The sequence below is a fragment of the Aeromonas sp. QDB56 genome, from assembly GCF_027705505.1.
Classification (GTDB): domain Bacteria; phylum Pseudomonadota; class Gammaproteobacteria; order Enterobacterales; family Aeromonadaceae; genus Aeromonas; species Aeromonas caviae.
Map to the genome: position 1 here is coordinate 1 of NZ_JAPDBZ010000048.1, position 26,246 is coordinate 26,246.

At 61.5% G+C, this 26,246-nt stretch carries 28 protein-coding genes; 13 read left to right on the forward strand and 15 right to left on the reverse strand.

The window, feature by feature from the left end; translation table 11 throughout:
• Together OKB81_RS09755 and OKB81_RS09760 are read left to right on the forward strand one after the other, a co-directional pair.
• The coding region (locus OKB81_RS09755) for a hypothetical protein (protein ID WP_270670302.1) at nucleotides 1–199 on the forward strand (199 nt) is incomplete at its 5' end.
• Nucleotides 200–288: 89 nt separating this feature from the next.
• Nucleotides 289–828: a gamma carbonic anhydrase family protein gene (locus tag OKB81_RS09760; RefSeq protein ID WP_041212350.1), complete on the forward strand. Its 540-nt coding sequence runs from the start codon at nucleotides 289–291 to the stop codon at nucleotides 826–828.
• Nucleotides 829–1,126: 298 nt separating this feature from the next.
• Here OKB81_RS09760 and polA read toward each other — a convergent pair whose 3' ends face one another.
• Nucleotides 1,127–3,880 (reverse strand): DNA polymerase I, encoded by a 2,754-nt coding sequence (polA, locus tag OKB81_RS09765; protein WP_270805221.1) that lies wholly within the window; start codon nucleotides 3,878–3,880, stop codon nucleotides 1,127–1,129.
• 400 nt (nucleotides 3,881–4,280) lie between these two features.
• Here polA and elbB point away from each other — a divergent pair, with 400 nt between their 5' ends.
• Entirely contained in the window at nucleotides 4,281–4,931 is a 651-nt protein-coding gene (elbB, locus tag OKB81_RS09770; RefSeq protein ID WP_160838545.1) for an isoprenoid biosynthesis glyoxalase ElbB, read from the forward strand.
• A gap of 72 nt (nucleotides 4,932–5,003) precedes the next feature.
• Here elbB and OKB81_RS09775 read toward each other — a convergent pair whose 3' ends face one another.
• From OKB81_RS09775 to fieF, 4 genes are all read right to left on the reverse strand, one after another.
• Nucleotides 5,004–5,213, reverse strand: a complete 210-nt coding sequence (locus tag OKB81_RS09775; RefSeq protein ID WP_010672454.1) for a cell division protein ZapB — start codon at nucleotides 5,211–5,213, stop codon at nucleotides 5,004–5,006.
• 221 nt (nucleotides 5,214–5,434) lie between these two features.
• Complete coding sequence (locus tag OKB81_RS09780; RefSeq protein ID WP_160838547.1) at nucleotides 5,435–6,715, reverse strand: hypothetical protein; 1,281 nt, start codon at nucleotides 6,713–6,715, stop codon at nucleotides 5,435–5,437.
• Between the two features lie 21 nt (nucleotides 6,716–6,736).
• On the reverse strand, nucleotides 6,737–7,516 hold the full coding sequence (cysE, locus tag OKB81_RS09785; protein WP_010672452.1) for a serine O-acetyltransferase: 780 nt from the start codon (nucleotides 7,514–7,516) through the stop codon (nucleotides 6,737–6,739).
• 8 nt (nucleotides 7,517–7,524) lie between these two features.
• The gene (gene fieF, locus OKB81_RS09790; RefSeq protein ID WP_160838549.1) at nucleotides 7,525–8,436 is read right to left on the reverse strand and encodes a cation efflux pump FieF; all 912 of its coding nucleotides are present in this window, start codon (nucleotides 8,434–8,436) and stop codon (nucleotides 7,525–7,527) included.
• An 87-nt stretch (nucleotides 8,437–8,523) separates the two neighbouring features.
• Between fieF and OKB81_RS09795 the strand changes: the two genes are divergently transcribed.
• From OKB81_RS09795 to trmL, 3 genes are all read left to right on the forward strand, one after another.
• The gene (locus OKB81_RS09795) at nucleotides 8,524–9,219 is read left to right on the forward strand and encodes a response regulator (RefSeq protein ID WP_010672450.1); all 696 of its coding nucleotides are present in this window, start codon (nucleotides 8,524–8,526) and stop codon (nucleotides 9,217–9,219) included.
• The gene (locus tag OKB81_RS09800; protein ID WP_039041147.1) at nucleotides 9,216–10,571 is read left to right on the forward strand and encodes an ATP-binding protein; all 1,356 of its coding nucleotides are present in this window, start codon (nucleotides 9,216–9,218) and stop codon (nucleotides 10,569–10,571) included. The genes OKB81_RS09795 and OKB81_RS09800 overlap by 4 nt, the downstream gene beginning before the upstream one ends.
• 70 nt (nucleotides 10,572–10,641) lie before the next feature.
• Nucleotides 10,642–11,106: a tRNA (uridine(34)/cytosine(34)/5-carboxymethylaminomethyluridine(34)-2'-O)-methyltransferase TrmL gene (trmL, locus tag OKB81_RS09805; protein WP_039041146.1), complete on the forward strand. Its 465-nt coding sequence runs from the start codon at nucleotides 10,642–10,644 to the stop codon at nucleotides 11,104–11,106.
• A gap of 31 nt (nucleotides 11,107–11,137) precedes the next feature.
• Here the strand turns inward: trmL and OKB81_RS09810 are convergent, their stop codons facing one another.
• The 4 genes from OKB81_RS09810 to lexA all read right to left on the reverse strand — a co-directional run bounded on the left by OKB81_RS09810 (nucleotide 11,138) and on the right by lexA (nucleotide 14,607).
• A complete protein-coding gene (locus tag OKB81_RS09810) occupies nucleotides 11,138–12,508 on the reverse strand; it encodes an MATE family efflux transporter (protein ID WP_270805222.1) in 1,371 nt (456 codons plus the stop codon).
• 14 nt (nucleotides 12,509–12,522) lie between these two features.
• Nucleotides 12,523–13,149 (reverse strand): SCO family protein, encoded by a 627-nt coding sequence (locus OKB81_RS09815; RefSeq protein ID WP_216986710.1) that lies wholly within the window; start codon nucleotides 13,147–13,149, stop codon nucleotides 12,523–12,525.
• Nucleotides 13,150–13,339: 190 nt separating this feature from the next.
• On the reverse strand, nucleotides 13,340–13,630 hold the full coding sequence (locus tag OKB81_RS09820) for a hypothetical protein (protein WP_010672445.1): 291 nt from the start codon (nucleotides 13,628–13,630) through the stop codon (nucleotides 13,340–13,342).
• A gap of 350 nt (nucleotides 13,631–13,980) precedes the next feature.
• On the reverse strand, nucleotides 13,981–14,607 hold the full coding sequence (lexA, locus tag OKB81_RS09825; protein ID WP_010672444.1) for a transcriptional repressor LexA: 627 nt from the start codon (nucleotides 14,605–14,607) through the stop codon (nucleotides 13,981–13,983).
• 204 nt (nucleotides 14,608–14,811) lie between these two features.
• On the opposite strand from lexA, the gene plsB reads away from it, so the two are divergent.
• Complete coding sequence (gene plsB / locus OKB81_RS09830) at nucleotides 14,812–17,235, forward strand: glycerol-3-phosphate 1-O-acyltransferase PlsB (RefSeq protein WP_201922608.1); 2,424 nt, start codon at nucleotides 14,812–14,814, stop codon at nucleotides 17,233–17,235.
• A 64-nt stretch (nucleotides 17,236–17,299) separates the two neighbouring features.
• Here the strand turns inward: plsB and ubiA are convergent, their stop codons facing one another.
• Together ubiA and OKB81_RS09840 are read right to left on the reverse strand one after the other, a co-directional pair.
• Nucleotides 17,300–18,163 (reverse strand): 4-hydroxybenzoate octaprenyltransferase, encoded by an 864-nt coding sequence (gene ubiA / locus OKB81_RS09835; RefSeq protein WP_270805223.1) that lies wholly within the window; start codon nucleotides 18,161–18,163, stop codon nucleotides 17,300–17,302.
• Complete coding sequence (locus tag OKB81_RS09840; protein ID WP_244813016.1) at nucleotides 18,160–18,711, reverse strand: chorismate--pyruvate lyase family protein; 552 nt, start codon at nucleotides 18,709–18,711, stop codon at nucleotides 18,160–18,162. The genes ubiA and OKB81_RS09840 overlap by 4 nt, the downstream gene beginning before the upstream one ends.
• 145 nt (nucleotides 18,712–18,856) lie before the next feature.
• On the opposite strand from OKB81_RS09840, the gene OKB81_RS09845 reads away from it, so the two are divergent.
• Together OKB81_RS09845 and OKB81_RS09850 are read left to right on the forward strand one after the other, a co-directional pair.
• Nucleotides 18,857–19,288: a flagellar basal body-associated FliL family protein gene (locus OKB81_RS09845; protein ID WP_010672440.1), complete on the forward strand. Its 432-nt coding sequence runs from the start codon at nucleotides 18,857–18,859 to the stop codon at nucleotides 19,286–19,288.
• Nucleotides 19,289–19,344: 56 nt separating this feature from the next.
• Nucleotides 19,345–19,515 carry a hypothetical protein gene (locus OKB81_RS09850; protein WP_010672439.1) on the forward strand — a complete coding sequence of 57 codons (171 nt, stop codon included), beginning with the start codon at nucleotides 19,345–19,347 and terminating at the stop codon, nucleotides 19,513–19,515.
• A 57-nt stretch (nucleotides 19,516–19,572) separates the two neighbouring features.
• On the opposite strand, the gene OKB81_RS09855 is transcribed toward OKB81_RS09850, so the two are convergent.
• From OKB81_RS09855 to OKB81_RS09865, 3 genes are all read right to left on the reverse strand, one after another.
• Entirely contained in the window at nucleotides 19,573–19,917 is a 345-nt protein-coding gene (locus tag OKB81_RS09855) for a DUF2799 domain-containing protein (protein WP_080560357.1), read from the reverse strand.
• Between the two features lie 162 nt (nucleotides 19,918–20,079).
• Complete coding sequence (locus tag OKB81_RS09860) at nucleotides 20,080–20,202, reverse strand: hypothetical protein (RefSeq protein ID WP_010672437.1); 123 nt, start codon at nucleotides 20,200–20,202, stop codon at nucleotides 20,080–20,082.
• A gap of 265 nt (nucleotides 20,203–20,467) precedes the next feature.
• Nucleotides 20,468–21,490: a LacI family DNA-binding transcriptional regulator gene (locus tag OKB81_RS09865; protein WP_270805224.1), complete on the reverse strand. Its 1,023-nt coding sequence runs from the start codon at nucleotides 21,488–21,490 to the stop codon at nucleotides 20,468–20,470.
• A 252-nt stretch (nucleotides 21,491–21,742) separates the two neighbouring features.
• On the opposite strand from OKB81_RS09865, the gene OKB81_RS09870 reads away from it, so the two are divergent.
• The 4 genes from OKB81_RS09870 (at nucleotide 21,743) to OKB81_RS09885 (ending at nucleotide 25,106) form a co-directional block, all read left to right on the forward strand.
• Nucleotides 21,743–22,186: a PTS sugar transporter subunit IIA gene (locus OKB81_RS09870; protein WP_005307534.1), complete on the forward strand. Its 444-nt coding sequence runs from the start codon at nucleotides 21,743–21,745 to the stop codon at nucleotides 22,184–22,186.
• Nucleotides 22,187–22,221: 35 nt separating this feature from the next.
• Nucleotides 22,222–22,509, forward strand: coding sequence for a PTS sugar transporter subunit IIB (locus tag OKB81_RS09875; protein ID WP_042879175.1), 288 nt, complete (start codon nucleotides 22,222–22,224; stop codon nucleotides 22,507–22,509).
• Between the two features lie 60 nt (nucleotides 22,510–22,569).
• Nucleotides 22,570–23,826: a PTS ascorbate transporter subunit IIC gene (locus OKB81_RS09880; protein ID WP_042067287.1), complete on the forward strand. Its 1,257-nt coding sequence runs from the start codon at nucleotides 22,570–22,572 to the stop codon at nucleotides 23,824–23,826.
• 215 nt (nucleotides 23,827–24,041) lie between these two features.
• A complete protein-coding gene (locus tag OKB81_RS09885) occupies nucleotides 24,042–25,106 on the forward strand; it encodes a glycosyltransferase family 9 protein (RefSeq protein ID WP_270805225.1) in 1,065 nt (354 codons plus the stop codon).
• On the opposite strand, the gene OKB81_RS09890 is transcribed toward OKB81_RS09885, so the two are convergent.
• Nucleotides 25,057–26,136: a glycosyltransferase family 9 protein gene (locus OKB81_RS09890; RefSeq protein WP_103858485.1), complete on the reverse strand. Its 1,080-nt coding sequence runs from the start codon at nucleotides 26,134–26,136 to the stop codon at nucleotides 25,057–25,059. The two genes, OKB81_RS09885 and OKB81_RS09890, sit on opposite strands and share 50 nt — an antisense overlap.
• Nucleotides 26,137–26,246: the final 110 nt, after the last annotated feature.

Genomic DNA, 26,246 nt, shown 5'->3' on the forward strand with positions numbered 1-26,246 from the left:
GCTTTTGGCTGCTGCGGGAGTGGCATTCTACTCAACCGCCTTCTCGAGTCAAGCCTTATTTTCAAAGGCTTTTCGAGACTATCTACTTAGGCTTTCTGCGTTGCCGCTTGCCCTGTCGATGGAGGCGCATTATAGGGAGCGAATTCGTTCTGGCAACCCCTCCTCTGCAATAAAATTGCAAAAATCGGCACTTTTTTAGTTATTCATATCCAAACACAGCTTTTATACAAACTTATCCACAGAAACCGGTGTCATCTTGCTAGAATGGCCGAAAACAAGGAGGCCAAGATGGACTTGCGACTGAGACCTTACAAGGGAAAATGCCCGCAACTGGGCAAACGGGTATATGTGGATCCCTGTGCCACCCTGGTGGGGGATATCCAGCTGGGTGACGATGCCAGCATCTGGCCCATGGTGGCCGCCAGAGGGGACGTCAACCATATCCGCATCGGTGCCCGCAGCAATATCCAGGACGGTACAGTGCTGCACCTGACCCGCAAGAGTGCTGGCAATCCTGGCGGCTATCCGCTGCTTATCGGCGAGGATGTCACGGTCGGACACAAGGCGATGCTGCACGGTTGCACCATAGGCGACCGGGTACTGGTCGGCATGGGTGCCATCCTGCTGGATGGGGTGATCGTTGAAGACGATGTGATGATCGGGGCGGGCAGCCTGGTGCCGCCAGGCAAGCGGCTCGAGGCCGGCTTTCTTTATATGGGCAATCCCGTCAAGCAGGCCCGCCCTCTCAAGCCGGCCGAGATCGCCTTCCTGAAGACCTCGGCCGACAATTATGTGCTGCTCAAGGATGAATACCTGCAAGAGGCCTGACCCTGCAGCCACAAACAGGAAGCCCGGCATGATGCCGCAATGCTGTTCAGATAAGCACATTTTTGACTAATTATTCATAAATGCGACTTGAGTTGGGGGAGCAAGGCTGTTTCCAGTCGATGTTCCTTCAGCCTTTATCCAGCGTGGCTTGCAATAGAAAGAGGGAGGCATCATGCCTCCCTCATTTTTTAGCCCTGATACTACGTGGACTGGAACTCAAATTCTCTTAAGTGAACAGCATTGCGGCATGATGCCGGGCTTCTCTGCTTATATAGCTAGCCAATCACTGTGGTCAGGATCAGTGGGCCTGATCCCAGTTGTCACCAGTACCCGCTTCCACGACCAGCGGCACATCCAGTTCGGCCGCACCCGACATCTTCTCCTTGATGAGGGCGATGTACTCTTCCAGCTTCTCTTCGCGGATCTCGAACACCAGTTCATCGTGCACCTGCATCAACATGCGGATCGACTGGTCTTCAATGCCCCGGATCCAGCCATCCACGTTGATCATGGTCCGCTTGATGATGTCGGCAGCCGTACCCTGCATGGGGGCGTTGATGGCGGCCCGTTCGGCCGCCTTGCGCAGGCCCGCGTTGCGAGACTTGATATCCGGCAGATAGAGGCGACGGCCAAACAGAGTCTCCACATAGCCCTGGGCGTCCGCCTGCTGCCGGGTACGCTCCATGTACTCCAGCACACCCGGGTAGCGCTCGAAGTAGAGATCCATGTACTTCTGCGCTTCGGCGCGACCGATCCCCAGCTGCTTGGCCAGACCGAAGGCACTCATGCCATAGATGAGACCAAAGTTGATCGCCTTGGCACTGCGGCGCATGTCGCTGGTCACCGCATCAAGCGCGACCCCGAACACCTCGGCGGCGGTCGCCTTGTGGATGTCCTTGCCCTCGGCGAAGGCGGTCAGCAACCCCTTGTCACCGGAGAGGTGGGCCATGATGCGCAGCTCGATCTGGGAGTAGTCCGCCGCCACCAGCTTGTAACCGGCGCACGGAATGAAGGCCTGCCGAATGCGGCGCCCCTGTTCGTTGCGTACCGGAATGTTCTGCAGGTTGGGATCGGTGGACGAGAGCCGACCGGTCGCCGCCACCGCCTGATGATAGGAGGTGTGCACCCGCCCGGTCTGCGGCTTGATCATCAGCGGCAGCTTGTCGGTGTAGGTGGACTTGAGCTTGGCCAGCCCACGGTGCTCCATCAGCAGTTGCGGCAGCTCATAGGTCTCCGCCAGCTCGGCCAGCACCTCTTCCGCAGTGGATGGCGCTCCCTTGGGGGTCTTTTTGATGATCGGCAGCCCCAGCTTGGTGAAGAGGATTTCACCCAGCTGCTTGGGCGAGGAGAGATTGAACTCCTGCCCGGCCAGCTCGTGGGCCTGCTTCTCCAGCTCTGCCAGACGCACTTCGATCTCCTGACTCTGCTGATGCAGCAGCTTGGGCTCGATGGTGGTACCGAGTCGCTCCATCCGCGCCAGCACCGGCAGCAGGGGCAGTTCGATCTCGCTGAACACCTTGGCGAGACCCGGTTCGGCAGAGAGCTTGCCCCACAGCGTCTGATGCAGACGCAGGGTAATGTCGGCATCTTCCGCCGCGTAAGGGGCCGCCTGCTCCAGTTCAATCTGGTTGAAGGTGAGCTGCTTGACCCCCTTGCCGGCGATCTCTTCGAACGAGATGGTTTCGGCGTTCAGATACCTGCGGGCCAGGGAATCCATGTCGTGGCGGCTGGCGGTGGAGTTGAGCACATAGGATTCGAGCATGGTGTCGTAGGCGATACCCTGCAGCTCGATGCCGTGGTTGAGCAGTACATTGCGATCGTACTTGAGGTTCTGCCCCACCTTGAGACGGGCCGGATCTTCCAGCAGCGGCTTGAGCTTGCCCAGCACCAGCGCTTCGCTCAGCTGGACAGGCGCTCCCAGATAATCATGGCCGAAGGGCACGTAGGCCGCCTTGCCCGGCTCGATGGCAAAGGAGACGCCAACGACGCGCGCTTCCATATAGTCGAGACTGGTGGTCTCGGTGTCGAAGGCAAACAGCGGCGCCGCCTGCAACCGTGCCAGCCACTCGTCGAATTCGGCCTCATCCAGGATGCAGCGATAGTCGGTTTCGATGGCGGCTGCCGGGGCGGCGCCTTCCTCATCACTTTCGGCTTCGCTCTCCTCAGCGCCACCGGACTCCAGCTCTTTGATCAGGTTGCGCAGCTCATACTCGCGATAGACCGCCAGCAGAGCCTCTTTGTCGATGGGGCCAAGCTGCAACTCTTCCAGGCTCTGTTCCAGCGCCACGTCGGTCTTGATGGTGGCCAGCACATAGGAAAGGCGCACCTGCTCTTCCTGCTCGCGGAACTTGTCGGCGAACGCCTTGGAGCCACGGAAGCCGAGCGCCGCCACCTTGTCGAGGTTGGCGGCGATCTCGTCGATGCTGCCAATCCCCTGCAGCAGGGCCAGTGCGGTCTTCTCGCCGACACCTGTCATGCCGGGAATGTTGTCCACCTTGTCCCCCATCAGCGCCAGGTAATCGATGATGAGCTCGGGCGGTACGCCGAACTTCTCGATCACCCCTTCCCGATCGGTCTTCACATCCTTCATGGTGTCGATCAGGGTGACATGGTCGGAGACCAGCTGCGCCATGTCCTTGTCGCCGGTGCTGATGAGCACAGGCAACTGTTTCTCGGTCGCCTGACGGGCCAGGGTGCCGATCACGTCGTCAGCCTCCACCCCTTCGACCATCAGGAAGGGGAAACCCATTGCCTTGATCATCTGGTGAATAGGGGCGACCTGGCTGCGCAGATCGTCCGGCATGCTGGCGCGTGTTGCCTTGTATTCGGGATAGATGTCGTCACGGAAGGTCTTGCCCTTGGCGTCGAACACCACGGCCACGTGGCAGTCAGGGTACTGCTTGCGAAGGCTGCGCATCATGTTGGCCATGACACGGACGGCGCCGCTCGGCAAGCCGGTCGAGGTGCGCAGATCGGCCTGCTGTGAGGCAAAGAAGGCGCGGTAAAGATATGAAGAGCCGTCGACCAGAATAAGAGGATTGCTAGAGGCCATGAAAATCGTCCTGCCAAGAATAAACAGCCGCTAGGATGCCACAGGGCCCGCACCACACCAAGGGGACTCCCACCATCACCCCGGCGCACCGGTGGGGCATATTGCTGTGGATAACTCTGTGCTCAAAAATGGCACCATTGCATCACAGCCGTGACAAAGCTGTGGATTAAAACAAAAATATCTTTTAAAACATTGCGTTGAGAACATGAAAACTCAACATGACACACTCATCATGATCTCGATCAATGTGGAAAAAAATTCAAGGGGGGTACTGAGGCAGGATCCAAAACGAAACAATCCTAGCACAGGGAGATGACTTGACCAGCGGAGGTCGAACGATAACCATACAAAAGTACAACAATCTACCCTGGCTCACATTTTCAACAACGAGGAGTCTGTCATGAAAAAAGTGGCCGTGATCTTGAGTGGTTGTGGCGTGTTTGACGGCGCCGAAATCCACGAGGCCGTCATCAGCCTGCTGGCGCTGGCCCGTCAGGGAGCATCCGTTCAATGCTTCGCCCCCAATGTCCCTCAGCTTCATGTCATCAATCACCTGACCGGCGAGGTCAGCGAGGGAGAGAACCGCAACGTGCTGGTCGAGGCGGCCCGCATCTGCCGCGGCCAGATCAGGGATGTAGCTGAACTGGATGCAGCCGACTTCGACGCCCTGCTGGTGCCGGGCGGCTTCGGCGCCGCCAAGAACCTGTGTGACTTCGCCATCAAGGGCGCAGAGTGCCGCATCCAGCCGGATGTGCTGAAGGCCTGCCAGAGCTTTGCCAGAGCCGGCAAACCGGCCGCCTACATCTGCATCGCACCGGCCATGATCCCGCTCATCTATGGGGCAGGCACCCTGGCCACCATTGGCAACGACGAGGGCGCCGCCAACGCCATCGAAGCCATGGGTGGCAGTCATCTCGACTGCCCGGTGAGCGAGTTCGTGGTGGATCAGGAGCGCAAGGTCATCTCCACTCCTGCCTACATGCTGGCCAACAATATTGTGGAGGCGGCGGACGGCATCGAGAAGACCGTCAAACAGCTGCTGGCACTCTGATTGCCCGGCAGACCAAAACAAGCGGGCCGCTCAAGGAGCGGCCCGCTTTCATTCCGGTCAATCTAGACGGGATCAGATGGCATCGCCCATCTGGTCCATCTTGCCCAGCAGGGCACGCAGACGCTCTTGCCAGGCAACGTGCTCGTTGCGCAGTTGGTGGTTTTCGTCTTGCAGCTTGCTGTTCTGCTCTTTCAGCTCGTCCAGCTCCATCTTCAGCAAGGAGATGTTGTCGACGGCGGATTGTACTTTGGATTCGAGTTGCTCAAGGACTTCTAGTGACATATGCATACCTGTATGTTCAATTGCGATGCCCCACAGAGGGCGATTCAAGCGCGTGGAGCCAGCATACCCTGATGCGCTCGGCACAAACAAGCCAGCACGTTGCAAAATGCGCCCTGCGGCCCGGTATTGCTTAAATATGCGTCGGTTTTTCTCGCAGGCAGCAGGAACCTCGATCCCGGGCGTCCGCCGTGGCACAACCCGCCCTCCTGCCGATGCCGCCATCAGCCATGCAAGGCGATGAAGCCCCCCATCATCAGACAGGCCACGGCGTACATCAACAGGCCGTAGAGCAGGTTCCAGCGCAGCAGCAGCCCGGCGCTCAGGTTGTAGCGGGACGCCAGCGCCAGATTGGAGCCGGAGAGCGGGCTCGTCCCGGTCGCCAGCCCCCACCCCATGAGGAAGCACATGCCAAGCAGGCTGGGATCCGGTGCCAGCGGCCAGAGCAGCGGCGCCACCCCCGAGATGCTGATGAGAGGATGCACACCCACTATGGCCACTAGGAAGATCAGCAGCAGGGTCAGGCAGGCTTCCAGCCAGCCGAAGTGGTTGAACAGCGGCAGGCCGTGGCCACTGCCAAAGTCCAGTACTGACAGCGCGCTGTTGATGCCAGCCGCCAGCAGGCCGGCCCCCAGAAACAGCACAAGCTGGCCACCGATCGCCGGGAAGCGCTCCACCACCTGGCGCTTGAGAGCAGCCCCTCGCCCCGCTTGCGGCATGAACAGCAAGGCCAGCAAGGGCGCCACCAGGGCGATCACCGCCAGAATGCTGAGTCCGGGCCAGAAACGGTGGATCACCAGCACCAGCAGTGCCAGGGTCACCGGTAGCCCCAGGGTCTGGAGCCGCAGCGGATAACCTTCAAAGGTCTCCACGCCGAGCCGCTCTACCTGCCAGGCCGTCAGCCCCATGGCCAGCAAGGCCGCCAGTATGCCAAAAGGCAGTATGCTGCCCAATTGCAGACCCGGTGCATAGGTGAGGGCCACTGCCATGGCGACGAAGAAGGGGGACCAAAATGCAGCCGCACAGAAGATCCGGCTCAGCACCATGACCTGACGCCGCTCCAGCGTCCCGTTGCGCTCCAGCCGATCGCCGATGATGAAGAGCACCGAAAGATTGATGACGGCCCCCAGTAGATTGAGGCTGGCCATGGTGCTCCACAGCCCCTTGCGACCGGACCAGGAGGCGGTGCCGCTCAAGAGGCCGGAGGTAGCCAGATTGAGGGTGCTCACTGCGGCAAACATGGTCAGCATGTTGATGTTCGGCAAGAGCCAGTCACCTGGGCTGAGGCTGGCCCCCCGCCACCAGGAAAAGAGCAGCAGCAGGAGCGCCGCGCCGTAGAGGGCCAGCGCCTGGCGCCGTGCGGCACCCACCAGCCAGGGCCAGGTGAGCAGGGAGGCGGCCCAGGCCGCGATGGCGGCGGGCCAGGGGGATAAGTCCAGATAGAGGTGCAGCAGGTTGAGCAGCCACATCCCCAGGATCAGAAAGCCTGACCAGCGCTTGACCATACAACGGCCTCGGTCAGGGGATCAGAGGCACTGATCCATGTCCAGGGAAGGTTTGTCGCACTCGGGGCGGCCCACAATCCTGGCGGGCACGCCAGCGACCGTGGTGTGAGGCGGCACCGGGTTGATCACCACGCTGCCGGCACCGATCTTGGCACCGACGCCCACCTCGATGTTGCCGAGCACCTTGGCCCCCGCCCCTATCATCACCCCTTCCCGGATTTTGGGGTGACGATCGCCACTCTCCTTGCCGGTACCTCCCAGAGTCACACTCTGAAGGATGGAGACGTCGTTCTCGATGACGGCGGTTTCGCCGACCACGATACCGGTGGCATGGTCAAACATGATGCCCTTGCCGATGCGGGCGGCCGGGTGTACATCCACGCCGAACACCACGGAGATCTGGTTTTGCAGATAGAGCGCCAAGGCACGGCGTCCCTGACGCCACAGCCAGTTGGCCACCCGATACCCCTGAAGAGCATGGAATCCCTTGAGGTAGAGCAGCGGGGTGGAGAAGAGGTCGACCGCCGGGTCGCGATCCTGCACCGCGCAGATGTCGGCGGCCACTGCGGCCAGCAGCTCGGGCTCGCTGCGCAGGGCCAGCTCGATCACTTCCCGCAAGGCGATGGCAGGCATGGTGGTGCTGTCGAGCTTGTTGGCGAGCTGGAAGCTCAGCGCCGAGCGCAAATCCCGGTGATTGAGAATGGTGGAATGAAAGAAGCTGGCCAGCATGGGCTCCTGGGCCGCCATGCTCTGCGCTTCCTGCTGAATTTTTTGCCAGGTTCTGGCAACCAGATCATCCATGTTGCAGCCTACTGTTGTTCAGGGTGAGTGCTTTGTCGTTCTTGTGTCAGCACCGAGATGGGGTCCATGTGAATGATCACATCCATCCGCTCGAAGGCCTGGCGGACGGCCAGTTCAGCCTCGTCGGCTATCTGATGGGCCCTGACCAGAGGCAGTTGATCATCGAGTTCCAGATGCAACTGCACGAAACGGGTCGGCCCGGATTGGCGGGTACGCAGGTCATGTACGCCATGCACCCCCTCTACGGCACAGCAGAGGGCCATTATTCTCGCTTGTTCCTCCTCTGGCAACTGACGATCGAGCAGGGCCTGCACCGATTCGTAGCCGATATGGACACCCCCCCACACCAGGAACAGACCGATCAGAATGGCAAACAGGCCGTCGGCCCAGTACCACCCCTGCCCCGCCAGCACCAGTGCCACCAGCACGCCGCCATTGAGCAGCAGGTCGGAACGGTAGTGCAGCATGTCGGCCTTGATGGCCACACTGTTGGTCTTGCGGATGACAAAGCCCTGGAAGCTCACCAGCAGCAGGGTCAGCACGATGGAGCCGACGCTGACCCAGATCCCGGCCTCCAGGCGCACCACGGGCACCTGATTCAGCATCGACGAGATGCCGTGCATCACCAGCAGCAAGGCGGACCCCGAGATGAAGGCCGACTGCACCAGACCCGCCAGGGACTCCGCCTTGCCGTGGCCGAAGCGATGCTCTTCGTCGGCAGGGGCCAGCGCATAACGGATGGCCAGCAGATTGATGAGAGAGGCGCTGATGTCCATGAAGGAATCGGTCAGGGATGCCAGCAGGCTGGATGAATCCGTCATCAGCCAGGCGATCAGTTTGCCCAGGATGAGCAGGGTGGCGGTGGTCACAGCGGCCATGCTGGCCAGGGTGACCCAGCGGGAATAGTGTTGGTGGCTCAAAACCGGCTTTCCTCCGACGCGTAAAAACTTATTATACCCTGACCCGGACGTCAGTTTGGCGTGCAAAATCAACAGAGTGACTCCCAGATGAACAAAATACTCCTGGTCGACGACGATCTCGAGCTGACCCAGCTGCTCACCGAAATCCTGACCCTGGAGGGGTTTGAGGTCACCGTCGCCGAGGATGGGGAAGAGGGATTGCAGCGACTGGCAGAACAGGCATTCGACCTGGTGCTGCTGGACGTCATGATGCCCAGACTCAACGGTTTCGCGATGCTGACCCGGCTGCGCAAGACCCACGACACCCCGGTGTTGATGCTGACCGCCCGTGGCGACAGCCAGGATCGGGTCAACGGGCTGGAGGCCGGTGCCGACGACTATCTCGCCAAGCCGTTCGACGACAGGGAGCTGCTGGCCCGGGTGCGCGCCATCCTGCGTCGAACCCAGAGCCAGGCTCCCCAGCGCGGCGGCAGCTCGGAAGAGGTTCGCTTCATGGATCTGGTGCTGCAGCCCGGCCTGCAACAGGCTCGCTGCGACGATCAGTTGCTGGAACTCACCGCCACCGAGTTCGGCCTGCTGGAGTGCCTGCTGCGCAATCCGGGCCAGATCGTCAGCAAGGGCCTGCTCTCCGAGCAGGTGCTGGGCAAGAAGCTCGAACCCTTCGATCGGGCCATCGACATGCACCTGAGCAACCTGCGCAAGAAGCTGCCGGAACGGGCCGACGGCCAGCCCCGCTTCAAGACGGTGCGGGGACGAGGCTACCTGTGGCTGGAGCAGGCATGAAATCGGCCCGCACCTTCAACGGCCTGTCCACCCAGATCTTCCTCTGGTTCTGGTTCATCCTGCTGCTGGTCGTGGCCGCGGTGGTGATCCTCCCCACCCTGGACCCCCGCAACATCATCCCGCTGCCGGCCCACGAGATCACCCGTCTCAACAACAACCTGGCGGCGCTGCAACGGGGCGCGGATCCCGAGCAGGATTTCGATCTGGCCAAGGCCATCGATGCCGCGGGCCTCTTGCCGGTGGACAACATCTATCTACGCGATGCCAAGGGGCAGATGCAGTCCAGCACCCGGCTGAGCAAGTTCGTGATCCGTTTCATGCTCGACTCGGACAACCCGGCCAAGCCCATGCTGGGCAGCGAACACCAGCGCGCCATCGCCGGCCCCTTCCAGATGGTCCATCACGGCCAGACCTATCACGTCTATTTCGGTCTGAACGTCGAAAACTCCTACCTGTTCCTCTTCATCCAGATCCTGGATCACCCCATCCAGATCCTGGGCATCGCCATGCTGGTCAGCACCCCGCTCTGTCTGTTGCTCGCCTGGCGCCTGACCCGCCCCATACTGCAGTTGCAGCAGTCGGTCTCCCAACTCGCCCAGGGCAACCTGGAGATACAGATCCCCAACCTGGGGCGGCGCGACGAGATAGGCCAGCTGGCCGAACATGTCAGTCGCATGGTCGATACCCTCAAGGACATGATCCAGAAGCAGAAGCAGTTGCTCTCCGACATCTCCCACGAGCTGCGCAGCCCCCTGACCCGCATCCAGCTCGCACAGGCGCTGATCCGCCGCAAGCAGGGGGACAGCGCCGAGCTGGCGCGCATCGAAGGGGAGATAGCCCGGCTCGACAAGCTGATAGGGGATCTGCTGGATCTGTCGCGGGTGCAGCAACATGTGGAGGCGCCGGTGACGCTGCCCCTGGCGGAGCTGCTGGAGCCCATCCTGGACGATGCCATGTTCGAGGCAAACCAGAACGGCAAACAGCTCAGGCTCCCTTCCCTGCCCGCCGAATCCCTCACCATGTGGCCGGAGCTGCTGGCGCGCGCCCTGGAAAATCCCCTGCGCAACGCCCTCAAGTATGCCCGCGAGTTCATCAAGGTGGACTGGTACCGGGAGGGACGGGAATGGGTGATGACCATACGGGATGACGGCCCTGGCGTGCCGGTGGAGCAGCAGCCCCGGTTGTTCCTGCCCTTCTTTCGGGTGGACGATGCCCGCAACGCCAAGACCGGGGGCACTGGTCTCGGCCTTGCCATCGCCGCCGAGGCGATCCAGCGTCATGGGGGGACCATCCGGGCCAGCAGCAATCAGCCGACCGGACTGGTCATCACCATCCGTCTGCCCATGCCCTGACCTCCCCCTTTTCATCGGCACGGGTGCTGGGTATGCTGGCGCCCGTTTCGCACCAGCCCAGGATCCTTCCATGCTCGATATCGTGCTCTACCAACCGGAAATCCCCCCCAACACCGGCAACATCATTCGCCTCTGCGCCAATACCGGCTACCGGTTGCACCTGATAGAGCCCCTGGGGTTCGAGTGGGATGACAAGCGGGTCAAGCGGGCCGGGCTCGACTATCACGAGTTTGCCGACGTCAAGCGCTGGCCTGACTATGAGGCGTTTCTGGCGGCCGTCGCCCCCCAACGGGTCTTTGCCTGCACCACCAAGGGACGCACCGCCCACTCGGCGGCCCGGTTTGCCCCCGGTGACGCCCTGCTGTTCGGGCCCGAGAGCCGAGGCCTGCCCATGGAGATCATCGAGAGCCTGCCATTCGAGCAGCGGCTGCGCATTCCCATGCTGCCCCAGAGCCGCAGCATGAATCTGGCCAACGCCGTCGCGGTGTTCGTCTACGAGAGCTGGCGACAGTTCGACTATTCAGGCTCGCTCTGACCGCTGACGATATTGGCAAGGTGGCCAGGATTCAGACTGACTGCGCCGTCTCCTGCCCCGCCAGCAGCCGTCCATCACGCTCCAGTCGCCAGCAGAGCCAGCCCAGCGTCAGGCCACGACCGGCCATCAAGGCACTCATGGCGGCCCACAGGGCCGCCACACCCCATCCCTGGCAGAACCACCAGATGGGAAAGAAGCCGGCAAACACCGCCACCAGCATGCTGTTGCGCATCTCCCGGGCCCGGGTGGCGCCGATAAAGACCCCGTCCAGCAGGAAGCACCAGACCGCCAGCAGCGGCATGGCCACCAGCCAGGGAAGCTGACGTTGCGCCTCGGCGATCACCGCCGGTATGTCGGTAATGTGGCGGATGAGCCAGTGGCCCCCCAGGGCAAACGAGAGGGTGAATGCCAGTGCGATCAGCAGCGCCCAGCCCAGATTGAGGACGATGGCCTCTCGCAGCAGCGGCCGATCACGCCGCCCGATGGCGCGTCCTACCATGGCTTCCACCGCATAGGCAAATCCATCCAGCCCGTAGGAAATCAGCATCAGGAAATTGAGCAGCACCGCATTGGCGGCCACCGCCACATCCCCCAGCCTGGCCCCCTGCAGAGTCATGAACACGAAGCAGAGTTGCAGGCAGAGGGAGCGGATGAAAATATCCCGGTTCAGGGCGAGCAGCCGCAGCAGGGCCGGCCACTGGCGCCAGCGCTGCCAGGCGTTGTGCCACACCCCGGGATCAAGTCGGCGCAGATGCCGGCTCACCAGCCAGAACCCCACCCCGAGCGTGCTGTAATCCGCCAGCAGGGAAGCTGCGGCCACCCCTTTCACCTGCCAGCCCAATCCCAGCACGAACCAGGCATCCAGCACCATGTTGACGAGATTGCCCAGGATCAGCAGCAGCATGGGACTGCGTGCATCCTGCATGCCCAGCAACCACCCCATGATGACCAGATTGCACAAGGCCGCCGGGGCGCTCCAGACCCGCACCGACACATATTGACCGGCATAGGTCTGTACCTCGGAAGAGCCGCCACCGAGGGCGATGATGGCAGGCAGGAACGGCAACAACAGGAGCAACAGCGCCATGCCCAGTCCGATCGCCAAGCCCAGGGCCCGCGCCAGGGTGTCGAGCTGCCCTTCGGCATGGGCTGCACCCTGAGCCTGGGCGGTCAGCCCTGTGGTGGACATGCGCAGGAAGCCAAGCAACCAGAACAGCAGATTGATGAAGGTCGCACCGACCGAGACGCCGCCGAGAAACCAGGCCTGGCCAAGATGACCGATCACCCAGGTGTCCACCAGCCCCAGCAAGGGCGTGGTGACGTTGGAGAACACCATGGGCAGGGCCAGGGCGAAGACGGCTCCGTGGCGGCGAGGATCCTTCAGCCAGGCGGGAATCAGCATGGTGCGCGCCGGGCTCACTCGCCAGCCAGCCGCACGATGCGCGCGAAGTCGGCCACCATGGTCTGCATGTCCACGTGGGGCACCTCACCCGGTGCCACTTTGGGTCGGAAGGTGGCCACCAGCTTCCCCTCGGGGTTGATCAGCACGATGGAGGCGGAGTGGTCGATCAGGTAGTCCTTGCGCTCCCCTTCCACGATGGAATAGACCAGCCCCAGATTGCGGACCAGAGGAAAGAGGGCACTGTGAGGTGCTGTCGCCGCCTTGAACTCGGGCTCGAAGAAGGCGGTATAGCTCTTCAGGCGGGCGCTGTCATCCCGCTGGGGATCCGCCGAGATGAATACCACCTGGCTAGTGGGGGCTATCTTCTTCAACGCCGGATAGACGCTGCGCAGATCCGCCAGCGTGGTCGGACAGACATCCGGGCAGTAGGTGTAGCCGATGAACAGAAAGCTCCAGTGTCCCGTCAGGTTGGCAGGGGTAAAGGGCTGTGCATCCGCATCCGTGAGGGTAAACGGGTTGATGTCTCGCCCCGCCGGGTAGTAATCGGCCTGTTCCGGCACCACGGGCTGACTCCAGTAATAAGCCGCCGCAATGGCGCCGATGAACAGCAACAGCAGCAGGTAAAAGCGTGGTTTAACCATATAAAACAAAGCCTTGCTTATGTTAGAAGCCCTAGGGGCAAAACCGGTAGGGGTCATTGTAACCCGCCCGCCCCCGCCGCTGGCTAGTCTTGCATCCCGGCGGGAAAGCGTCTGTGCCATGGATCAGCCGCATCGGCGCCAAAACAAGAGCCCCGCTCTGGCGGGGCTCTTGTCTGTACAGGAAGAGGGATCAGGGCCGCAGCCTGTGCTGCGGCTGGGCACGTCTCAGGGGGACGCGCAGCGGGATGACGGGGGCAGTCCAGGGCTCATCCGGCAATCCGATGTCGTGATGACGGCGAAACAGACGAACCAGGCGGACAATCTTGTCTTTGGGGCACCCAAGCCAGATGGTCCAGCCATCTCCCTTGTGATAGACCCAGAGCGCATAGAACCATGTCATCCGACTGCCCTTGATGAATCGGGTGATGGAAGATGCGGGCGCTGCGGCCGGCACCGGATCCCACGGCGAGCTTGAAGCCATACCTGTCCTCCTTGCTCAACAGGTCACGCTGACGAGTCTCTTTGTCCTCAACGACGAACCAACCACGGCAGCGTACTGACTGTACGAGTCCCCAGTGTGAGGCGACTCTCCCTTCTGCGCACCGACCCGGCGATCATGCATCCCTGCCATGGCGTGCTGCCCGGTGCGACTCCCCCTTCCCTGATCACCGACCATGACAGGGGCCTTATCAAAGGATATATCCGAAATGCATGTCGTGCGGCGAGACTATGTGCACAGGAAGGAGAAGCGAAAAGGTGGGGAGGGAGATGCCATCGGCAGATGAAAATGAAGAGGCCTCCCGCAGGAAGCCTCTTCATCGCATCGGATGCTTACATCCAGTCAGCGTTGCGGATCACGCCGACCGCCAGGCCCTCTATGGTGAGGTGCTGACTGGCGAGATCCACCTCGATGGGGGAGAGCTCTTCGTTTTCCGGCAGCAGCCACACCTGGCTGCCCTTGCGCTGGAAGCGCTTGACGGTGACGTCTTCATCGAGACGCGCCACCACCACCTGGCCGTTACGTACCTCCTGGGTCTTGTGTACCGCCAGCAGGTCCCCGTCCATGATGCCGATGTTCTTCATGCTCATGCCCTGCACCCGCAGCAGGAAGTCTGCCCGCGGGTGGAACAGGGCGGGATCCACCTGGTAGTGGCTCTCGATGTGTTCCTGGGCCAGGATGGGTTCCCCGGCCGCCACCTTGCCGATCAGTGGCAGGCCGTTTTCTTCAGGCTGCACGTCCTCTTCTTCGAGCAGCAGACGAATGCCGCGGGACGTACCCGGCATGATCTCGATGACCCCTTTTTTGGCCAGGGCCTTCAGATGTTCTTCGGCCGCGTTGGCCGACTTGAAGCCAAGCTTCTGGGCAATCTCGGCGCGAGTCGGCGGCATGCCGGTCTCGTTCATGTTCGCCTTGATGAGCTCGAGTACTTCAGCCTGGCGAGGGGTAAGGGGTTTCATAGCATGGGCACCTGTCTTTTTATACAGCACACTGGCAGTATATACAGTGCTGGGGCCAAGGCAAGGCGCAACTGGCATTTGTCGCGACCCGACGCACATTTGCCCCTCCCCCCGCTCTGAAGTACCGACTCATCGTACCTCTCGGCGACAAGCCGCCGGTGATTTGCTATGCTCACGCCGCATTTTTTTGGAGAGCAGACGCACATGTCCCTTGGGCAGAACATTTCCAGAGCCATCCTGCAATGGCCGGTCAGTGGCTTGGTCAATCACAAGAGCCTGCCGGAAAATCCCATCACGGAGCTCAAGCTGGATCCGGCCAGACCCATCGTCTATGCCCTGAAGACCAGCTCGATCACCGACCTGATGACCCTGCAACAGTGCTGCGAGGATCTCGGCCTGCCCGGTCCCTTCACGCCGCTGGAGCTGGGTGGCCAGCTGCTGCCGCGCTACGTCTGTCTGGATCGTCCGCCTCCCCTGTTTGGCACGCGCAACAAGCCGCTCCCCTTCCTGCAGGAGTTCCACCAGCTGCTGGACCTGCACAAGCAGGATCCGGCGCTGGACATCCAGGTAGTACCCGTCACCCTGTTCTGGGGCCGCGCCCCGGGCCGGGAAGGCGAGGAGGCCTCCGGCTGGAACATCATCAGCAGCCTGGCGCCAAACCGCCTGAAGAAGGCGCTGATCGTGATCCTGAAAGGGCGCGAGAACCTGGTGCGCTTCTCCCCTCCCCTCTCCCTGCGCTACATGGCGGACAAGCACGGCACCGACGAGGCCATCGCCCACAAGCTGGCGCGGGTGGCCCGCACCCACTTCAGCCGCCAACAGCTGGCCGCCACCGGACCCAAGTTGCCGAACCGCAACCTGCTGTTCAAGCAACTGCTGGATTCGAGCGTGATCCAGCAGGCCATCGAGGAGGAGGCCAGACGGGAAGGGATCAGCCTGGAGAAGGCGCAAAAGCGTGCCCACGGCTACATGGACGAGATCGCCTCCAATTTTTCCTATCGGTTGATCCGCCTCGGCGAAAGCTTCCTTGGCTGGCTGTGGAACAAGCTCTATCGCGGCCTCTCGGTCAACGGAGCAGAGCAGGTGCGTCAGCTGGCCCAGGAAGGGCACGAGATCGTCTACGTCCCCTGCCATCGCAGCCACATGGATTACCTGCTGCTCTCCTACGTCATCTACCACCAGGGCATGGTGCCGCCCCACATCGCGGCGGGCATCAACCTCAACTTCTGGCCGGCGGGCCCCATCTTCCGCCACGGCGGCGCCTTCTTCATCCGCCGCACCTTCAAGGGCAATCCGCTCTACAGCACGGTATTCCGGGAGTACCTCAACCTGTTGTTTGCCAAGGGCTACTCGGTGGAGTTCTTCACCGAGGGCGGGCGTTCGCGTACCGGTCGCCTGCTGCCCCCCAAGACCGGCATGCTGGCCATGACCCTGCAGGCCATGATGCGCGGGCTGGACAGGCCGGTGACCCTGGTCCCCGTCTACCTCGGCTACGAGCACGTGATGGAGGTGAACACCTACCACAACGAACTCAAGGGGAGCCGCAAGGAGAAGGAGAGCTTCCTGCAGGTGCTCGGCATCCTGCGCAAGCTGCGCAACTATGGCCGTGGCTTCGTCAATTTCGGCGAACCGCTGACCCTCAACAGCTACCTCGGCGAACATGTGCCCACCTGGAAGGAGAGCATCGGCCGGGAGGAGCGTCCCGAGTGGATGGCCTCCACCGTCAATCAGCTGGCCGAGCTGCTGATGACCCGTATCAACGATGCCGCCGCCGTCAACGGCCTGACCCTGAGTGCCCTGGCCCTGCTGGCCGCCGAGCGCCACGCCTTGACCCGGGACGAACTCCAGGCCCAGCTCAACACCTATCTGGACCTGCTCAAGCAGGTTCCCTACAGCCCGCACAGCACCATGCCGGACGAGGACGCCAGGACCCTGCTGGAGCAGGCGATGGAGCTCAACAAGTTCGAGGTGAGCGAGGACAAGCTGGGCCAGATCATCAGCCTGGACCGCTATCAGGCGATCCTGCTCACCTACTACCGCAATAACATACTGCACCTGTTCGCCATGCCCTCCCTGGTGGCGGCCCTGATCGAGCGGTGCGAGGGGATCTCCCGCAGCGAGATCGTCGCCCGCTGTGTCGACATCTACCCCCTGCTCAAGACCGAACTCTTCCTGCGCTATGAAGAGGAGGAGCTGCCTGAACTGATCGATGCCCTGCTGGCCGAGCTGTTGCGCCAGCAACTGGTCGAGGCACGCTGCGGCGGCTACTGGGTCAACCCCGGCAACCAGATGCGCCTGCTGCTCTTGGCCGAAAGCATCCAGGAGACCCTGCAGCGCTACGCCATCGTGCTGACCCGCATGCTGGCCCAGCCCCACATCGAGGCGGAGCAGCTGGAAGCGGACGGCCTGATGATGGCGGAACGCCTCGGCACCCTGCACGGCATCAACGCCCCCGAGTTCTTCGACCAGAAGCTGTTCAGCACCCTGATCCACACCCTGCGCAGCGAAGGCTATCTGGATCCGGGCTGCAAACCGGATCTCGGCCGCTTCCAGGCATTGGCCGACAACATAGTGCCGCTGCTCAGCAACAAGATCCGCCGCACCATCCAGGCGGGCAACCGGCTCTGAGGCGTCGACACCCAACAAAAAGGCCGCATCATGCGGCCTTTTTTCATCCAGGAAGGGGGGCGGGTTAGAGGTAGTGAACCATCACCCCGAGCAGCACCAGCGCCCCCACGTAGTTGTTGTTGAGGAAGGCCTGGAAGCAGGCTTCCCGCTGCCGCTCCCGGATCAGTCGCTGCTGGTAGACGAACAGCGCCGCCGCCCCCAGCAGTCCCCAGTAATAACCTGACCCCAACCCCATCAGCTGCCCGACCCCCAGCAGGATCAGCAGGGTCGCCAGTTGCAGCACGCCGATGATCCGCTTGTCGTGACGGCCGAACAGGATGGCGCTCGATTTCAGGCCGAGCTTGAGGTCGTCATCCCTGTCCACCATGGCGTACTCGGTGTCATAGGCGATGGTCCACAGCAGGTTCGCAAGAAACAACAGCCAGGCTTCCGGCGGCAGGGCATTGGCCTGGGCCGCGTAGGCCATGGGAATGGACCAGGAGAAGGCCATGCCGAGCACCAGCTGGGGGATGGGGATGAAGCGCTTCATGAAGGGGTAGCAGACCGCCAACAGCAGACCGGCAAAGGACAGGCTGATGGTGAGCGGGTTCAACGTCAGCACCAGGGCGAACGAGAGAAGCGCCAGCACGGCAAACAGCACCAGCACTTCCCGCTCGGCGACCCGCCCCATGGGCAGCGGTCGCCCGGCGGTGCGTTTCACATGACCGTCGAAGTTGCGATCCGCATAGTCATTGATGACACAGCCGGCGGAGCGCATCAGGAAGACGCCCACCACGAACACGGTCAGGATCCAGGGGTCAGGCAGGCCACCAGCCGCCAGACAGAGCGCCCACAGGGTCGGCCACAGCAGCAGCAGGGTACCGATGGGCTTGTCGATGCGGGCCAACTGCGCATAGGCCAGTCCCCGCTCCTTGGTTAACAGCTTCACTCCAGCTCCTTATCCGATGGCAACGAATGAGACGATAGCGAGGGCAGGAAAAGTTCATGGACCAGCAGTGGCCATTGCCCCAGAAACAGGCGGGAACGACGCCCCCAGACGGTAGCGGCCGGACACCAGGGATTGCTCGCTATCTCGAAACAGGCCAGTTGCAGGTGATCCCGCCGCGCCGGTGCATCACCGAAAATGCGCTCTCCCAGCGGCTGCTCTCCCAGATCCTGCAAACCGCCCCCCTGCAAGGCCGCTTCGGCAAACAGGGTCCAACCCAGGATGGCAGGCCCGCCATCACCGTGCAGGATCACCTCGCGGCACATGCCCACGGGGGCCGACACCGCCACCAGCGCCTGCTCGTCCACCGTCAGCGACACGGCGCGATTGCCGAGCAGTTGCACCGAGAGGTGATGATTGTAACGACGCAGGCGCCGGGTCATGGAATCGGCCTCCAGCAACCAGGGACGCAGCGCCTCGGGCGGTTCGCACTCTGCAGGCCCCCGCCACGGGACGAGCTGGACGAGGGGAACAGTCAACTCGGACTTCACAGCTTCACCATCCGGAGATTTCCGTTGTCAGGTTAAAAACCGGTTTATTATCCGTAAATCAATGGCGAATTGTAAGAACATCCGTGCTTGACGGCCCCGATGGCAGCATCAAAAATGGGGCATCCGTCGCTGCCGAGCCATCCAGATGAAGATCTTCAGAATTCTGCTGCTGTCCCTGGGGTGTACCCTCTTGAATACACAGGCCTTCGCCAATGAGGAAGAGGCCACCGATCCCGCCTCCTCCGCCGTCCAGCCGGGATTCGCCTATCACGCTCTGGATCCGGACATCATCACCAACTACCTTGGCGACGGCAAAACCCTCGGCTATGTACGGGTGACGGTAGAGCTGATGGCCACGGACGCTGCCGACCTCAAGTTGCTGGAGCAGCACGACCCCCTGATCCGCGACGCCATCATCCGGCTGATTGGCAGCAAGACGGGCGCACAGATCAAGTCCCTGGTGAACCGGGAAGAGCTGCGCAAGGAGTGTGAGGCCAAGGTCAACGAACTGCTGGTCAAGGAGACGGGCAAGAAGGCGGTCCGCGAGCTCATCTTCACCAAATACCTGTACCAGTAACCACACCGGGAGGGGTCCTGCCCCTCTCACCCGTTGCATTCACTGTCGAGGACGTCATGGGTCACAAGACGCTGTGTGAGTGGCGCCGTCACGAGATCCCCGCCGATCTCAAGACGCTGCGCAAGATTGTGCGCAAACCCAAATTCGTGTGTGGCAAGTGTGCCCGCAGCGCCAATGACAAGGATTACCTGTGCCAGCCGCTGCGGCTGAAGCATAAAGAAGGGTAGGTCCCTCTTCTCACGAAGAGGTTCACGCAATATTTCAGAAGAGAGAGGAAGGCTGATTTATTGATCAGTCCAGCCATGGCGACCCTGTTCAAACAGGCGACGGGCCTGCACGTCGTTGGGACAGACGCCGCGATACTCCTCTCCCGACCGTCCTGCCAGATAGAGATGCTCGGGTCGGCAATACCAGGCCAGCCCCTTCTGGCGACCCAGCTCCCAAAGGGCAACGTCCACTTTTTCCCCGCACTGGGTCTGGTGAAATGCCACCCGATCGCCAGCAAAACCGAGCTTGCCGTCCGCCTCTCCCACGTCGCTCCACACCTTCTCGCAAGGGTCGTCGGAGTTGGAAACACAGCCCCCGAGCAGGGCGGCACAAAACATGATGACGAGTGAGCGCATATTCATCCTTGGCGTCGTTGGAATCGTTGTTGAGCCGCTGCCTGCCTCGTACAGCGTCATTTGAGCAGTTCATTCTAACCAGCCCGCCCCGTTCTCTCCAAGGGCTGCCCCCCTCGCCACACAAAAAATCGGGCGGGCACCAAGCCCGCCCTCAGGCGTTACAGGGAGTCACTGATCGTCGAGAGGGTCATAGTCCTGCCAGCTCTCGTCATCCAGCTCCTCCAGCTCGTCTTCCCAGGATTCCGGCTCCCAGTCATCATCGAGATCGAAATCAGGCGTCTGCGTACCCATGCTCATTCTCCTTGGATAGTGCACCGGCCTACAAAGTCTATCCAGAATAATGGGGCTCGCCAGTGGTTCCGATCAGAGCTTTACCTGGGTGCAGCCAGCCACCTGGAGTCATGGCTACAGTGGCATCCACGCTCTGCGTCAACCCGGTGACAGACCGGGCGAACACGTCGGCTGGCAGTTCCCGCGCAGGGCGACGGTGCACCGACTTGGTCTTCGGTCACAACGCCTTGAACATGCTTGCCTCGCCCTGTCGTGGTATCGCTCGTCAGGTGCTCTGGCGCTTTTGCAATTGAAAATCCAGGGCGAGGCTCATGCCGGTCACCTCCTCGCCCGCCAGCTGGCGCAGGATCAGCTCCGCCGCCTCCCTGCCCATCTGGTGATAGGGGATCCTGACCGAAGTCAGCGCAGGATGACAGGCGCGCGCCACATCCAGATCGTCGAAACCGGCGATGGCGAGCTTGCCCGGCACGTTCAGATGGCGGCGCTGGCATTCGAACAGCACCCCGGCCGCCAGCTCGTCGTTGACGCAGATCAGCGCATCCAGTTCGGGCCAGCGCAGCAGAAACTCCCCCAGCATGGCCGCCCCCGTGCTGAAACTCGGCAGCTCAGAGGTATTGATGATGGCGTCCGGAGAGAGGTAGTTGTCCAGCAGCGCCTTCTGCCAGCCCTGCATGCGCTGCTGCAGCATCCACTGCTCCTGGCGGGCACAGAGAAAGCCGATGTTGCGATGACCGCGCTCGATGAGGTGGCGGGTCAGCTGATAACCGGCATCGAAGTTGGAGACCCCGACGTTCATGTCGATGGGATGGCGCGCCATGGCTCCCACCTCCACCACCGGCAAGCGAGCCGCCTGCAGGCGCTGCCGGATGACCTCCCCGGGATCCCCCCCAAACAACACCACGGCGGCCGGATTGTGCTGCAGGAAATTGCTGAGCAGGCTGGCCTCCTGCTGCTTCAGGTGCTGGGCATCCCCCAGCATGATCTGATAGCCCTCGGCGAGCAGGGTCTGCTGCAGCCCGGCAATCATGTCACCGCAGGCGCGCTCCGCCAGGCTGGGGACGATGACCACTATGGTCTGGGAAGTGGCGGAAGCCAGCGCCCCCGCCGCCCGATTGGGGATATAGCCGAGTTCATCCACCGCCGCCTCGATGCGCTCGCGCATCTTGTCGGACACCAGCTCGGGGGTGCGCAGGGCGCGCGACACCGTCATGGCTCCCACGCCAGCCAACTGGGCCACGTCGTTGAGGGTCACCCGACCCGTGCTGCGGCGTTTTTTCGCTTCTGACATCCTTTCCCTTCCTCGGCATACGGGCATTCACTTTAAGGCAAAAGCGGGGCACTGACTATTTGCTCAAACCGGATTTTACCTTCTTTGAGGCCGATAAGGGGCAGGATGAATCCCTCCTGTGAGAGAAATGATAGCGCTATCACAGTTCAATGTTAGCGCTATCTGGTAGCGCTAACTTTCGGGATCAAGCTCACAGTTATCAAGGGGCAAGATCGCTAGATTGGCGCCATCCTATCCAGCCCGGACACTGCCATGCTGACCCAATTGCTGACCGAGGAGGTCATTTCCATCGAAGCGGGCGCCCGCGACTGGCGCCACGCCATCGAGCTGGCCACCGCCCCCCTGCTTGCCAACGGCACCATAGAGCCCTCCTATGTGGCGGCGCTCTATCGCTCCCACGAGGAGCTCGGCCCCTACTACGTGCTGGGTCCGGGCCTGGCCATGCCCCACGCCCGCCCGGAAGACGGCGTCAACCGGTTGGGACTGGCGCTGACCGTACTGAAAGAGGGGGTCAACTTCGGCTCCGAGGGCAACGACCCGGTGCGGCTGCTGGTCACCCTGGCCGCCAGCGACAGCAACTCCCACGTGGAGACCATCGCCCAGCTGGCCGAGCTGTTCATGAATGAAGAAGACGTGGCGGCCATCATGGCGGCCACCAGCAAAGACGACATCCTGCGCATCCTGGCGCGCTACTGATCTGCGCCACGGCGCACCTGACAGAGGAAGAGAGCATGAAAATTCTGGTTGTATGCGGACACGGCCTGGGCACCAGCCTCATGATGGAGATGAGCATCAAGAGCATTCTCAAGGAGCTGGCCGTGACGGCCGAGGTGGATCACCGGGATCTCGCCTCCGCCGGCAGTGAGAGCGCCGAGATCTTTGTCGCCACCCGCGACATCGCCGAACAGCTGGTCAGCATGGGTGTCAATGGTCGGCTGGTATCGCTGGACAACATGGTCGACAAGGCCGCCATGAAAGAAAAACTCGCCATCGCCCTGCGCGAGCTGGGCGCACTCTAACCCCTTTGTGACTGTCTGGGCGGCTGGTGAGCCGCCGCTTCCATCTGCTTGGAGCTGACCATGGAATTTTTCAATTTTCTGATGTTTGACGTGCTGTCGGAGCCGGCCGTGCTGGTTGGCCTCATCGCCCTCATCGGCCTGATCGCCCAGAAGAAACCGGTGACCGAGTGCATCAAGGGCACGGTCAAGACCATCATGGGCTTCGTCATCCTGGGGGCTGGCGCCACCCTGGTGGTGAACTCGCTGGGCGACTTCGCCACCATCTTCCAGCACGCCTTCGGCATCAAGGGGGTCGTCCCCAACAACGAGGCGATCGTCTCCATCGCCCAGCAGTCATTCGGCAAGGAGATGGCGATGATCATGTTCTTCGCCATGCTGGTGAACATCCTGATCGCCCGGCTCACCCCGTGGAAATTCATCTTCCTGACCGGTCACCACACCCTGTTCATGTCGATGATGGTGGCAGCCATCCTCTCCGCCGGCGGCATGAGCGGCATCCCGCTCATCGCGGTGGGCAGCCTGGTGGTCGGCGTGACCATGGTGCTGTTCCCGGCCCTCGCCCACCCCTACATGAAGCAGATCACCGGCTCGGACGATGTGGCACTCGGCCACTTCTCCACCTGCTCCTACGTGCTGGCCGGCTGGATCGGCGCCAAGTTCGGCAACAAGGCCCACAGCAGCGAAGAGGTGCAGGTGCCCAAAAGCCTGCTGTTCCTGCGCGATACCCCGGTGGCCATCTCCTTCACCATGGGCATCATCTTCCTCATCACCTCCGCCTTCGCCGGGCCCGAGTTCGTCGCCAGCGTCGCCAAGGGCAAGCACTGGTTCATGTTCTCCCTGATGCAGTCCATCACCTTCGCCGCCGGCGTCTACGTCATCCTGCAGGGGGTGCGCATGGTCATCGCCGAAATCGTGCCGGCCTTCAAGGGGATCTCCGACAAGCTGGTGCCCAACGCCAAGCCGGCGCTGGACTGCCCCATCGTCTTCCCCTACGCCCCCAATGCGGTGCTGATCGGCTTCCTGTCGAGCTTCACCGCCGGTCTGGTGGGCATGGTGCTGCTCTACCTGCTGGGGCTCACCGTCATCATTCCAGGCGTCGTGCCGCACTTCTTTGTCGGTGCGGCGGCTGGGGTGTTCGGCAATGCCACCGGCGGTCGTCGCGGCGCTCTACTCGGTGCCTTCGCCAACGGCCTGCTGATCACCTTCCTGCCGGTGTTCCTGCTGCCGGTGCTGGGGGATCTCGGCTTTGCCAACACCACCTTCAGCGATGCCGACTTCGGCGTGGTGGGGATCCTGCTCGGCCTCATCGTACGCTGATCACTCTTGCCCATCGGGGGCATGGCCAGCGGTGCCATGCCCCCGCTCATCTTCCCGCACTGCCAGCCGGGCCCCACCAGCCCGAACAACGTCGAAAATATGTGCAAACACAGTGCGTTGGATCGGATTTTCACCCCATAGCGGCAGCATCTGACAGGGGAGTGCGATATGCTGATGCGCTGACGTTCAACCCGACCTCGCTCGAGGCCCTTTCCATGAAATACCTGGTAGTACAAACCAAACAGATAGGAGATGTGCTGATCTCCACCGCACTGTGCAACAACCTCAAGCAGCACGACCCTGCCGGGGAAGTTCACTATCTGGTCATGGATTACTGCGCGGGCATGGCAGAGGGAAACCCCAACATCGATCGATTGATCGTCATCGAGAAGGCGCGCCGCAACGAGTGGCGCTACATGAAGGATTTGCTGCTGGGCATTCGCCGCGAGCGCTACGATGTGGTGATCAACAGCCAGGGCCAGATGATAGGCCTGCTCACCTGCCTCTTCTCCGGCGCCCGCCTGCGGATCGGCTTCGACTCCTTCCCATGGCGCCTGGGCCACAACCGCATCGTGCGCTTTCGCCATGACACCGAGCATCAGGGCAACAGCACCCTGGTGGACGACCGATTTTCACTGCTCAAGCCCCTCGGCCTCGCCAGGGAGGATCGCAACTACTATCTCTGGCTCAGCGACGGGGAGAGACAACGGGGGCGCGAGACCCTGCTGGCCGCTGGCGTCGACCCGACCCGGCCACTCATCGCCATGGGAGTCAACTCACTCGGGCATTACAAGCGCTGGCCCATCGACTGCTTCGCCAAGGTCGCCCAGTGGCTCATCGAGGAGCACAATGCCCAGATCCTGGTCTATTGCGGACCGGGGGAAGAGGAGTACAACCGGGGGCTGAAGCCGTTACTGCCAGCAGCGCTGCAGGCCCGCGTGTTTGACCATGTTCAGACCCGCTCGGTACGGGAGCTGGTGGGGCTCTTCGCCCATTGCCAGCTGTTTGTCGGCAACGACACTGGCCCACGGCACATGGCGCAGGCCATCGATCTGCCGCTGCTGACCATAGTGGCCCCAGGCGGCGACAAGATCATCGCCAACCCGGTGAACCACCCCCGGTATCAGGCCATCGATATCTTCGACGCCAAGGGGGCGGATTATCAGTTGCCGACCCAGGAGAAGGACTTCTTCGATGAAGCCCTGTTCCGCTCAATTACACCTGAGCTGGTTATTCAGCGGCTAGCGGCTCTGCTTGCTCAGTCACGGACAGCAGACTAGCTAGCGCCTCGCAGACGGCCCGGTCATCGACATTGTTCATGTCGGCATTCAGGCCAGGGGAGTCGCTAAACAGGATCCGGACCCGCGGCGTGCTGGTCGGCAACCACTGGTTGAACGTCTCACCATGGCGCGGATAGATAGCCACCAGCGGCTTCTCCAATCCGACGGCGATATGCACTATGGCGGTGTCCACCGACAGCACAGCCATGCACTGCTGAACACAATAAATAGCATCATCTATGGTTTTTACGCCATCCAGCAGCATAACATTGCTAGCCGCGCTAGCTCTGAGCATGGCCTCCGCCGCAGCATAAGTTGCGGGTGAAGAGAGCACTCCGAAGCGATAGGCAGCGAACTCGGTTGCCAAGGTCTTCAACAACTCAACCATCTTGGCGTGCGAGAACGACTTGTACTGAGTGCTGCCGAAGGGGTTGATGAGGATGAGGTCATCACAGGCCGAGGTCACATTCCCCTTCTCTGCCACTGGGATCATGTACTTCTGATCTACTTCTTTCGCACCCAGCAGTGACAGCAGATAGCGATATTTATCCTGGAACAGCATGCCCGCCGTCGCCTCGGACAACTTCACATTGACACGTCCGATACTGTCGTCGAGGGAGGCAACATTGGTCGACGAGAGTTTGTGCAGGAGATATAGATCCTTCATCTTCATCCCCTCGGTGAGATGTATCACCAGATCGACATGGGGAATGGCTGACACCATCTTGCCAATAGCACCGTAGCCGGGTCGCTTGTTGATCTCGATGACCTCATCAACCCCGAAACAATCCCGATACAGGCTGGCCAGGGCTGGGGTCGTGATAACCGTCACTTTCTTGTTGCCCGGCAGTTTTTTTAGCTCCCGGAAGAAAAAGGAGGAGATAAAGGAATCCCCCAGCTTGGCATCCCAGCGAACCACCAAAATATGCTTGATATCCCCCTGGATGCCGAGTGGCATCTTCTTGTCAAACAAGAGAATACCCAGGGCTCTGCGCACCCGATCACGTAATAGCTGCAAATAACCGATCACTATCAAACCTCGCCATCGGTCACATGCGGACCATCATGTACAGGATCTTTAGCTACAACCAATTGAAATAGATAGAAAAAAGGCTTCGTTTGTGATCTGATTTAATCGCA